This window comes from Streptomyces sp. NPDC058664, assembly GCF_042716635.1.
GTDB lineage: Bacteria > Actinomycetota > Actinomycetes > Streptomycetales > Streptomycetaceae > Streptomyces.
Genome location: NZ_JBHXRW010000014.1, coordinates 140,920 through 151,513, shown reverse-complemented (window position 1 = coordinate 151,513; position 10,594 = coordinate 140,920). Strand labels below are relative to the sequence as shown.

8 protein-coding genes are annotated in these 10,594 nt (G+C 75.1%); 3 read left to right on the top strand and 5 right to left on the bottom strand.

Annotated elements, in window-relative coordinates; all coding sequences use genetic code 11:
• The 3 genes from ACFWUY_RS14435 to ACFWUY_RS14425 form a co-directional block, all read left to right on the top strand.
• Positions 1–140, top strand: a 140-nt coding sequence (locus ACFWUY_RS14435) for a proprotein convertase P-domain-containing protein (protein WP_384107137.1), incomplete at its 5' end; no start/stop codon positions are given.
• Positions 141–226: 86 nt separating this feature from the next.
• Positions 227–883 (top strand): response regulator, encoded by a 657-nt coding sequence (locus ACFWUY_RS14430; RefSeq protein ID WP_384107123.1) that lies wholly within the window; start codon positions 227–229, stop codon positions 881–883.
• The gene (locus ACFWUY_RS14425; protein ID WP_384107121.1) at positions 876–2,384 is read left to right on the top strand and encodes a sensor histidine kinase; all 1,509 of its coding nucleotides are present in this window, start codon (positions 876–878) and stop codon (positions 2,382–2,384) included. The genes ACFWUY_RS14430 and ACFWUY_RS14425 overlap by 8 nt, the downstream gene beginning before the upstream one ends.
• A gap of 40 nt (positions 2,385–2,424) precedes the next feature.
• Here ACFWUY_RS14425 and glgP read toward each other — a convergent pair whose 3' ends face one another.
• The 5 genes from glgP to ACFWUY_RS14400 all read right to left on the bottom strand — a co-directional run bounded on the left by glgP (position 2,425) and on the right by ACFWUY_RS14400 (position 10,480).
• Positions 2,425–4,977 carry an alpha-glucan family phosphorylase gene (gene glgP / locus ACFWUY_RS14420; protein ID WP_384107119.1) on the bottom strand — a complete coding sequence of 851 codons (2,553 nt, stop codon included), beginning with the start codon at positions 4,975–4,977 and terminating at the stop codon, positions 2,425–2,427.
• Positions 4,978–5,120: 143 nt separating this feature from the next.
• Entirely contained in the window at positions 5,121–6,452 is a 1,332-nt protein-coding gene (locus tag ACFWUY_RS14415; RefSeq protein ID WP_384107117.1) for an FAD-dependent monooxygenase, read from the bottom strand.
• A gap of 21 nt (positions 6,453–6,473) precedes the next feature.
• Positions 6,474–7,580, bottom strand: coding sequence for a monodechloroaminopyrrolnitrin synthase PrnB family protein (locus tag ACFWUY_RS14410; protein WP_384107115.1), 1,107 nt, complete (start codon positions 7,578–7,580; stop codon positions 6,474–6,476).
• Between the two features lie 60 nt (positions 7,581–7,640).
• Positions 7,641–9,053, bottom strand: coding sequence for an MFS transporter (locus ACFWUY_RS14405; protein ID WP_384107113.1), 1,413 nt, complete (start codon positions 9,051–9,053; stop codon positions 7,641–7,643).
• Positions 9,050–10,480, bottom strand: coding sequence for a 4-hydroxyphenylacetate 3-hydroxylase family protein (locus ACFWUY_RS14400; RefSeq protein ID WP_384107111.1), 1,431 nt, complete (start codon positions 10,478–10,480; stop codon positions 9,050–9,052). Before ACFWUY_RS14400 ends, ACFWUY_RS14405 begins: the two co-directional genes overlap by 4 nt.
• Positions 10,481–10,594 lie beyond the last annotated feature (114 nt).

The window sequence follows — 10,594 nt, the reverse complement described above, 5'->3', positions numbered from 1 at the left end:
GCAGCGCCGACAACATCGTCCAGACCTTCACCGTGAACGCCTCCTCCGAGGTCGCCAACGGCGCCTGGAAGCTCCGCGCCCAGGACAAGGCCTCGATCGACACCGGCTACATCAACAACTTCAAGCTGACCTTCCCGTAACCCGGGAAGCACGCGGGGCGGACGCCCGGAGGGAACGTTTCCCTCCGGGCGTCCGCGCGTCCGCGCGTCTGCATAGGCTGACACCCATGATCAGGGTGCTGCTGGCCGACGACGAGACGATGATCAGGGCCGGGGTACGGGCGATCCTCGTCACCGACCCCGGGATCGAGGTGGTCGCCGAGGCGGGCGACGGCCACGAGGCCGTCGAACTCGCCCGCGAGCACCGGCCCGACGTCGTCCTCCTGGACATCCGGATGCCCCGGCTCGACGGCCTCGGCGCGGCCGAGGAACTGCGCAGGGCCGTGCCCGACGCGGCCGTCGTCATGCTCACCACCTTCTCCGAGGACACGTACATCGCCCGCGCGCTCGGCAGCGGCGTCAGCGGCTTCCTGCTGAAGTCCGGCGACCCCCGCGAACTCATCGCCGGGGTCCGGGCCGTGGCCGGGGGCGGCGCCGCCCTCTCCCCCGTCGTCGCCCGCCGGGTCATCGACACCCTCGGCGGCGAGCGCTTCACCCGCGCCGCCGCCGCGCGGGCCCGCCTCGAACCACTCACCGGCCGGGAGCGGGAGGTCGTCGCCCTCCTCGGCGCCGGGCTCTCCAACCAGGAGATCGCGGACCGCATGTACGTCGTCGAGGGCACCGTCAAGGCCCATGTGAGCGCCGTCCTCGGCCGGCTCGGGCTGCGCAACCGGGTCCAGCTCGCGGTCCTCGCGTACGAGGCGGGCCTGGTCCCCGATGCGTGAGCGCGTCTTCGACCTGCTCCTGTGGCTGCTGCTCTGCGTACCCGTCCTGCTGAGGTCGGACCCGAACGACGGCGGCAGCTGGACCGAGGTCACCGTGGGGCTCGTGGTGCTCGCCGGCTGCGTCGCGGTCAGCCGCCGGTGGCCGCTCGCGCCGCTCGCGGTCACGGTCGTGGCGAGCCTGCCCGCCACCCTGGAACTGTTCACGCCCTCGTACAGCCTCGCCCTGGTCGCCTTCGGCTACCTCGCGGGACGGCGCCAGGAGCACACCCGGTCGGCGCTGTGGCTGTTCGGCGCGATCGCGGCGACCGGTCTCGTCCTCACCGCGATCACCCACACCTCGTTCGGCCAGTGGTTCACGCTGCTCCTCGCGCTCGCCCTCGCCGTCGTCGCACCCTGGCTGATCGGCCGTTACGTACGCCAGTACGACCGGCTCGTGCGCAGCGGCTGGGAACTGGCCGACCGGATGGAGCGCGAGCAGGCGGCGGTCGCCGACCGGGAGCGGCTGCGGGAACGCTCCCGGATCGCGGGCGACATGCACGACTCGCTCGGCCACGACCTGGCGCTGATCGCGATCCGCGCGGGCGCCCTCGAGGTCTCCCCCGAGCTCGGCCCCGACCAGCAGCGGGCGGCGGGCGAACTGCGCCGTGCGGCGGCGGACGCGACGGCCCGGCTGCGGGACATCATCGGCGTGCTGCGCGAGGACGACACCGCCGCCCCGACGAGCCCGCCCGGCGAGACGGTCGAGGAGCTGGCGGCCCGCGCCCGCGCCTCGGGCCTCGCGGTCACGCTCGCCCCGGTCCCGGTGCCCACCCTGCCGGGGATGTCGGGGCTCGCGCTGCACCGGGTCGTACAGGAGGGGCTCACCAACGCGGCCAAGCACGCGCCCGGCGCCGCCGTCGCGGTGGACGTCACCCAGGACCCGGCGAACGTCCGGGTCCGGGTGGTCAGCGGCCCCGGCACCGACGCGGGCACCGGCTCCGGCGGAAGCGGAACCGGCCTCGTCGGGCTCGGCGAACGCGTACGGCTCGCGGGCGGCACCCTCACCCACCGGACCACCGAGGACGGCGGCTTCGCCCTGACCGCCGTCCTGCCCCGGAAACCCCCCGCCCCGCTGCCCGCCGCGCCCACCTCGGCCCGGGAACTGGACCGGGCCCGCCGCGAGGTCCGCAAGGACCTGGCGCGGGCGATCTGGATCCCGCTCGCGCTCCTCGCGGCGCTCGGCCTGCTGATGGCGGGGGTCGCCCTGTGGACCCAGGCCCGGTCGTACCTGGAGCCGGCGGACTACGACCGGATCCGGGTCGGGCAGACGCACACGGAGATCGACGAGAACGCCGAGGACTGGCCCGACCACCCGCTCGACGGCCCCCCGCAGGCGGTGCCGGCCGAGCCGCCCGGCATGGACGAGTGCCGGTACTACCGGTCGACGCTGCTCGCCGCGATCCCGGTGTACCGGCTCTGCTTCGTCGACGGGCACCTCGCCGACAAGGCCGAGGTGCCGTGAGCCGACAAGGCCGAGGTGCCGTGACGGGACCGGCGGATCCCTACCGCAGCAGGACCCCCGCCCCCTCCCCCGTCGTCTCGCCCGGCACGGCCACCAGGCCGAGTTCGGCCGGGTGGGCGAGCAGCGGGTGGGCGGGGCGGACGCGGACCGTGCAGCCGAAGGAGCCGGTGCGGTCGAGCTCCAGGGTGCCCGCGTAGGTCAGCCTGCCCTCCAGGTCCGGGCCGCCCGCCGGCTTCAGCGGGACGGTACGGGTGTCGGTGAGGGTGTCGTCGGCGTCGACCCGGCCCGTGACCGCCTGCACCTCGACGTCGTCGGGGCCGAGCGCGCCGAGCGCCACCCGGACCCGGACGACCGGGGTGGCTCCCAGCTCCGCGTCCGTGAGGTCGTCCGCGAGCCCGTCGCCGACCTCGACGTGGTCGACGGTCACCTTGGGCCAGGCCTCCCGGACCCGGGCCTTCCAGCCGGCGAGGTCCCGGGCGCGGTCCGGGGTGAGCGCCCGGCGGGCGGTGGCGGCGGGCACGTAGAGCCGTTCGACGTACTCGCGGACCATCCGGTCGGCGAGCACCTTCGGGCCGAGGTCGGCGAGGGTGCGGCGGACCATCGCCGTCCAGCCGGCGGGCACGCCGTCGGGGCCCCGGTCGTAGAAGCGGGGGGCGACCCGGCGTTCGATCAGCTCGTAGAGGGCGGCGGCCTCCAGGTCGTCGCGGCGGTCCTCGTCGGCGGCGGCCGCGCCGTCGGCGGTGGGGATGGCCCAGCCGAAGTCCGGCTCGAACCACTCGTCCCACCAGCCGTCGAGGACGGACAGGTTGAGGCAGCCGTTGAGCGCGGCCTTCATGCCGCTGGTGCCGCAGGCCTCCAGGGGGCGGAGCGGGTTGTTGAGCCAGACGTCGCAGCCGGGGTAGAGGCCGCGGGCCATCGCCATGCCGTAGTCGGGCAGGAAGACGATCCGGTGCCGGACCCGGGGGTCGTCGGCGAACCGGACGAGTTCCCGCACGAGCCGCTTCCCGCCGTCGTCGGCGGGGTGGGCCTTGCCGGCGACGACGAGCTGCACGGGCCGCTCGGGGTGCAGGAGCAGGGCCCGCAGCCGGTCCTTGTCGCGGAGCATCAGGGTGAGCCGCTTGTACGAGGGGACCCGGCGGGCGAAGCCGATGGTGAGGACGTCGGGGTCGAGGACGGAGTCGGTCCAGCCGAGTTCCGCCGCGGCGGCCCCGCGCTGCCGCCAGGAGGCCCGCAGCCTCTCCCGTACGTCGGTCACGAGCCGTTCGCGGAGGGTGCGGCGCAGCTCCCACAGCTCCTGGTCGGTCGCGTCGGGGCCGAGCCTGCCGACCTCGGGGGCGACCCAGGTGGGGGCGTGGACGCCGTTGGTGATCGAGGTGATCGGCACCTCGTCGGCGTCGAAGCCCGGCCAGAGACCGGCGAACATGGCCCGGCTGACGGCCCCGTGGAGGGTGGAGACGCCGTTGGCGCGCTGGGCGAGGCGCAGGCCCATGACGGCCATGTTGAAGAGGCCGGGTTCGCCGCCGAGCGGGGTCTCGTCGCCGAGGGCGAGGATCCGCGCGGTGTCGACGCCGGGGAGTTCGCCGTCCTCGCCGAGGTGGCGGGCGACCAGGCTCCGGTCGAAGCGGTCGATGCCGGCCGGGACGGGGGTGTGGGTGGTGAAGACCGTGCCGGCGCGGACGGTCTCCAGGGCGCTGTCGAAGTCGAGCCCCGCGCCCTGGAGTTCGCGGATGCGTTCGAGTCCGAGGAATCCGGCGTGGCCCTCGTTGGTGTGGAAGACCTCGGGGTCCGGGGTGCCGGTGAGCCGGGTGTACGTACGGACGGCGCGGACGCCGCCGATGCCGAGCAGCATCTCCTGGAGGAGCCGGTGCTCACTGCCGCCGCCGTACAGCCGGTCGGTGACGCTCCGTTCGCCGGGGGCGTTCTCCTCGACGTCGGAGTCGAGCATGAGGAGCGGGACACGGCCGACCTGGGCGATCCAGAGGTGGGCGTGCAGGTTCCGCCCGCCGGGCAGGGCGAGGGTGATCCGGGCGGGGGTGCCGTCGGCCTCGCGGAGCAGGGTGACGGGCAGCTCGCCGGGGTCGAGGACGGGGTACTGCTCCTGCTGCCAGCCGTCCCGGCCGAGGGACTGCCGGAAGTAGCCGTGCCGGTAGAGCAGTCCGACGCCGATCAGGGGGACGCCGAGGTCGCTGGCGGACTTGAGGTGGTCTCCGGCGAGGATGCCGAGACCGCCGGAGTACTGGGGCAGGGCGGCGGTGACGCCGAACTCGGGCGAGAAGTAGGCGAGGGCCGCGGGCGCCCCGGACTGCTCCTGGTACCAGCGGGGGGCGTGCAGATAGGCGTCGAGGTCGTCGGCGGCGGCCCGCAACCGGGCCAGGAACTCCTGGTCGGCGGCGAGCGCGGCGAACCGGGAGGCTTCGAGGGTGCCGAGGATCCGCACGGGGTCGGCGCCGCTCTCCCCCTCGGGGGCGAGGGAGTCGAAGAGGGCGCGGGTGGGCTCGTGCCAGGACCAGCGCAGGTTGTGCGCGAGGCCGGCGAGGGGTCGAAGGGTGTCGGGGAGGACGGGACGCACGGTGAATCGACGGATTGCCTTCACGTTGTCCACCTTCGCAGGCGAGTACGGAGCGGAGTGGACGCACCACGCTGTGCGTCCGTCGTTCCGCTCCGACGTTAGGGCACGGGCCCCCTCCGGGCCACGGCGCGTGGGGGGCGGCGTGGAGCTCGGACGGGGCGGCGGGGTCAGCCGGTGGCGGGGAGCGGCACCTCGTACGGGGAGCCCTGGTTGACGGTCTCGGGGTCGAAGGCGCCCGTGGCGGCGTACCGGCCGGCGATGGCGGCGCGTTCCTCGGCGGGGACGACCTCGTCGATGTCGGTGAAGCCGAGCGGGGCGCGCGCGTGCGCGAGGGCGATGACGACCTCGGGGCCGAGCTCCCGGTTGGCCCGCTGGAGCGCCGTGGTGACCGGCCGGCGTTCACGCTCGTACGCGGCGAGGCCCTCGGCGGGGTCGGGGTGCCGGGCGAGGGCGTGGGCGAGGGCGCGCGCGTCGACGATCGACTGGGTGGCCCCGTTGGAGCCGATGGGGTACATGGCGTGGGCGGCGTCGCCGATGAGGGTGGTGCGGCCGTGGGTCCAGCGGTCCAGGGGGTCCCGGTCGACCATCGGGTACACGTGCGCGGAGTCGGCGGCGCGCAGGACGTCGGGGACGCTGACGCCGTCGAACTCCCAGCCCTCGTAGAACGGGAGGAACGTCTCCACGGGCGCGGTCCTGTCCCAGTCGCCCCTGAGCCGTTCCTCCGGCGCCGCGCACGTGGGCTCCGCGGGCCTCGCGAGTGCCCAGTTCACCAGGACCTCCCGGCTCTGGCCGGTCGGCCGGCTCATCGGGTACACGACGGCCTTCTGCCGGTCGTCGCCCGCGACGAGCATGAACGAGCCCACCGCCCTGGCCGGCATCCGGGACACCCCCCGCCACACCAGCATCCCGTTCCACGGCGGGCCGCCCTCGCCCGGGAACAGCGCCGCCCGCACCGCCGAACGGATGCCGTCCGCGCCCACCAGGACGTCCGGTTCGAGCGAGGCCCGGCCCCGGAGGGTGCCCTCCCGGTGTTCGAGACGCAGCCGCGGCCGCCCGCCCGGCAGCGGTTCCACCCCGCTCACCCGGACCCCGGTGACCAGGGCCGCCTGACCGAGCCTGGCCCGTACCGCCCCCGCGAGGACCTGCTGGAGGTGGCCGCGGTGGACCGAGAGCTGCGGCCAGCGGTAGCCCGCGGCGATCCCGCGCGGCTCCCTCGATATCAGCCCGCCCGAGCGGTGGTAGTAGCGCAGCTCGCGGGTGCGCAGGGCGCCCGCCTCCAGGGCGTCGAGCAGTCCGAGCGCGTCCAGTTCGCGGACCGCGTTCGGCATCAGGTTGAGCCCGGCGCCCGCCGGGCGGATCGCGGGCGCCGCCTCCACGACGGTCACCCGCTCGAAGCCGGCGGCGTGCAGGGCGAGGGCGGCGGTGAGGCCGGCGACGCCGCCACCGGCGATCACCACGTGCGGGCTCCGCCCGTACACGCCCGGGGTGTGGAGGGACATTCGACTGCTCCTTCGGCGCCGCTACGCGGCCGACGGCCCGACGGGGGCCACTGCGGGACGGCGCCGCACGGTCGCACGGCGCACCATGGTCTCGTTCTCCCTGGTCAGGTCCAGGATCGAGCGCAGCAGCGCGACCGGGGCCCCGCCGCTGCCCTCCTCGTACAGGCGTATGTCCTCGGCGTACGCCTTGCGCGCGATGCCGAGGTGCCGGGCGCGGAAGGTCTTCAGGACGCGCAGCACCCGGCCCAGCGCCTCCGCCGACGCGGTGAGCGAGGGCGGCAGCCGGTCCGCGCCCTCCCAGCTGACCGCGGCCGACAGCTTGCTCACCGCCGACACCCCGCCGCGGTACCGGTCGCGGAACGCCCGCCAGGACGGCAGCGCGTACGGCACCGACTCGTCGAGGAACGCGTCGTAGGCGGGGTCGGGGCGGTCGCACTGCCACAGCGTCAGGTCGACCAGCCAGAGCGGCACCTGGGCGGCGGCCGGACCCAGGTAGGCGCGGCCGGCGACGTCGATCTCCTCGAAGTACGGGCGCAGGGCCACGGCGAAGTACTCGGGCGACACCCGCGCCACGGTGAGGTCGATCGACTCGACCATCGCCCCCACGTGCCGGGTGATCCGGTCGAGGGCCACCGCGAAGCCCGGGTCGTACGGTTCGAGGCGGGCGACCCGGCCACAGTCGTCGAGCGCCGCGACCAGGCCGGGGAACACCATCCGTACGGCTTCCTGGAGCAGGGCCTCCGTCGGATGGCCGGTGTACGAGCGGCGGCGGGGGCCGACCGGGTTCCAGGTCGTGTAGTGGTGGACCGTGTCGCGGGGGACCATGTCGGTGCGGTGGCCCAGGAGTTCGAGGACGGGAAGCGCCTCCGGTACGGCGTCGAGCGGCTGCACGCCGTGCCGCTTCAGCGAGCCGAGCAGGATGCCGAGGTCCCGCATCGCCGCGAGCGCCCCGCCGACGCTCCACTCGGCCGCCCGGTCCAGGTCCGGCACCAGGGTGCGCAGGGCGACGGTCAGCGCGGGCACGTCACCGGCCGCGTTCATCGCGGGTACCGCGGCGAGCACGGCGTCGGCACCGAGGGGGTCGGCGGCGCATACGTCCTCGGTCGTGTGCAGCACGTGGCCGAACAAAACAGCGCGCTCCTTCTTCTGGGGCTCGGTTCGCCGAGAACACGGCTCACTCGCCGGTGGTCAGGGGGTCGGGGCCGGGGCCGGTCTCGGCAGGTGGAGGCGTACGGAGAGGAGGGCGGCCAGGGCGGCGAAGGCGGCGCCCGTGAGCAGGGCGGCGCGGTGGCCCGCCGTCTCGGCGGCGGCGCGGGCCGCGTCCACGGCCCCGGTGCGGGTGGTGGCGACGGCCACCAGGACGGCGAGGCCGAGGACGGAGCCGAACTGCTGACCGGTGTTGACGAGTCCGGAGGCGAGGCCGGTCTCCTCGGCCGTGGCGTCCGCCGTGGCCGCCACGTTGGTGGTGACCATGACCAGGGGCAGGGCGGCGCCGATCAGGAGGCTGGGGGCGAGGACGGTGCTCGCGAACGTGCCGTCGGGGGTGAGCGCGAGGGCCAGCCACAGGGTGCCCGCGCACAGCAGGACGAAGCCGAGGGTCATGGCCCGGTGCAGGCCGATCCGGTAGATGATCCGGCCGGTCTGCGGGGCGACCGCGACGACGACGAGTGACAGCGGGAGGAGGCCGAGGCCGCCGCCGAGGGGCGCGTACCCGAGGACGCTCTGGAGGTAGAGGCTGACCAGGAAGAACATCGGGAACAGCGTGGTCTGGGCGAGCGCGGCCAGGACGTTGGCCAGGCGGAGCGCCGGACGGGCGAGCACCGCGGGCGGGACGAGCGGCGCGGCGGCCCGGGTCTCGACGGCGGCGAAGGCGAGCAGCAGCGCGGCGCCCGCTCCCCCGGCGCCGAGGGTGCGGGCGGACAGCCACCCGGCCTCTCCCGCGCCGACGAGCGCGTAGGCGACGAGTCCGAGCCCGGCGGTCGCGGTGAGCGCCCCGGCGAGGTCGAAGCCGGCGTGGTGGGGGCGGCCGGTGCGGTCGTCGAGGACCCGGAGGGCGAGGGCGGCGAGCGCGGCCGCGAGCAGCACGTTCAGCCAGAACGTGGAGCGCCAGCCGAGGAGGTCGGTGAGGACGCCGCCGAGGACCGTGCCGAGGACGCCGCCGAGGCCGCCCATGGCCGCGAACGCGCCGAGCGCCCGGTGCCGGGCGGGCCCGTCGGGGAAGAGCAGGAGCAGCAGGGCGAAGGCGGCGGCCGCGGCGAGCGCGGCGCCGGCGCCCTGGGCGGCGCGGGCGGCGACGAGGGCGTCGGCGCCCGGGGCGAGGCCGCCGAGGGCGGAGGCGGCGGCGAGCAGGCCGAGGCCGCCGAGGAAGACCCGCCGGTGGCCGAGGAGGTCGGCGACCCGGCCGCCGAGGAGGAGGAGTCCGCCGAAGGCGATGAGGTAGGCGTTGGCGACCCAGGAGAGGCCTGCGGAGCCGGAGCCGAGGTCCTCGCCGACGGAGGGCAGCGCGACGTTGACGATCGCGGTGTCCATGACCAGCAGCAGCTGGGTGGCGGCGAGCAGCGCGAGCGCCCCGCGCCGGGGGGCCGGTGGTGGTGCCGTCACCGGGTCGTCCCCAGGCCGTAGCCGTCGAGGCAGGCCTGCGCGAGGCTCTCGCACCGCTCGGCGGCCCCGGCCCGGGTCTGCATGGTCAGGTAGACGTGCGGGGCGCCGTGGTAGAAGCGCTCGTACTGCTCGTGGCGGCCCGCGAACTCCGAACCGAGGGCGTCCCAGGCGAGTTTGAGGAGTTTGACGCGGTCCTCCGCGGGGTGCCCCGGAGTACCGAAGTAGCGGCGGACCAGCGGCCCGAGTTCGGGGTGGAGGAGGTCACGGCCGCTCGCGGGGAGCTGGACGAGGGCCCCGCCGGCGAGGAGCTTGATGTCCTGGACGGCGCGGGGGTGGAGCTCACCGGCCATGATCCGCTGGGCGAAGGAGATCTCCTGCCCGGGGCGGACGCCGCCGCGCCCGCCGTCGACCTCCTCGTACGAGGCCTCGGCGGCGAGCACGAAGGCCTTGGCCTGGGCGACCATGCCGAGGAGCCGGCCGACGGCCTGGGTGACGGCGGGCAGTTCCGCGGTGCCGTGGGAGCGGGTGAGGAGGATCGCGAGTCCGGTGAGGAACTCCAGCTTGGTCCAGAACCGGGTGGCCGACTGGTGGACGAGGTTCAGGTAGGCGGGGGTCCGCCACCAGACGGCGCCGGTGGTGGCCGGATCGCGGTAGGTCAGGACGCGTTCCCAGGGCACGAAGACGTCCTCGCAGACCAGCATCGCGTCGTTCTCGTCGTACCGGGAGGAGAGCGGATGGTCGAAGACGGACCGGGAGCGTTCCTCGTAGGAGGTGCGGGAGATCAGTTTCAGGCCGGGGGCGTCGAGCGGTAAGGAGAAGGTCAGCGCGTGCTCGGCGTCGTCGGCGGCGAGCGGCTCGATGGTGCCGACGAGGATCTCGTCGGCGAAGACCGCGCCGGTGCCGATGGTCTTGGCGCCGCGGACGACGATCCCGCCGTCCCGTTCCCCGACGACCCGCAGCGTGCGGTCGTCCTCACCGCGGCCGGGGGCCGGGTTGGTGAGGGTGAAGGCGGCGTGCAGGTCGCCCTCGGCGAGCCGGCGGTGGAAGGCGAGGGCGTTCTCGGCGCCGTCGAAGGCCTCGCCGGTGAACACGGCGGGCGCGGCGGCGAACCCGGCCGCGCCGGCGGCCATGTAGTCGGGGGTGCGGCCGAGGAAGCCGTAACTCGCCTCGGCCGTCGTCCGGAAGGCGCGCCGGCGGGCGACGAGGTCCTCGTAGGACCGGGGGACGGCGTAGGCGCGGCGCACCCCGCCCTGGACGAGGACGGGGTGGTGCACGGGGTCGTCGGCGAGGTCGTAGAGCCCGGCGAAGGAGGCCGCGGTGGCCCGGAAGGCGGGGTGGACGGTGACGTCCTTGACCCGTTCCCCGTCGAGCCAGACCTCGCGTCCGTCGCGCAGTCCCTCCAGATACTCCTGCCCGGACCTCGTCACCGGTGTATCGCCTCTCCTCGGGTGTCACGGCTCTGCCGGTCCCGAGACTGTCCGGCGGACCCCGCCGGGACAATGAACGACCGTCCACGGGTCCTTAAGAACCGTCCAGGAGCC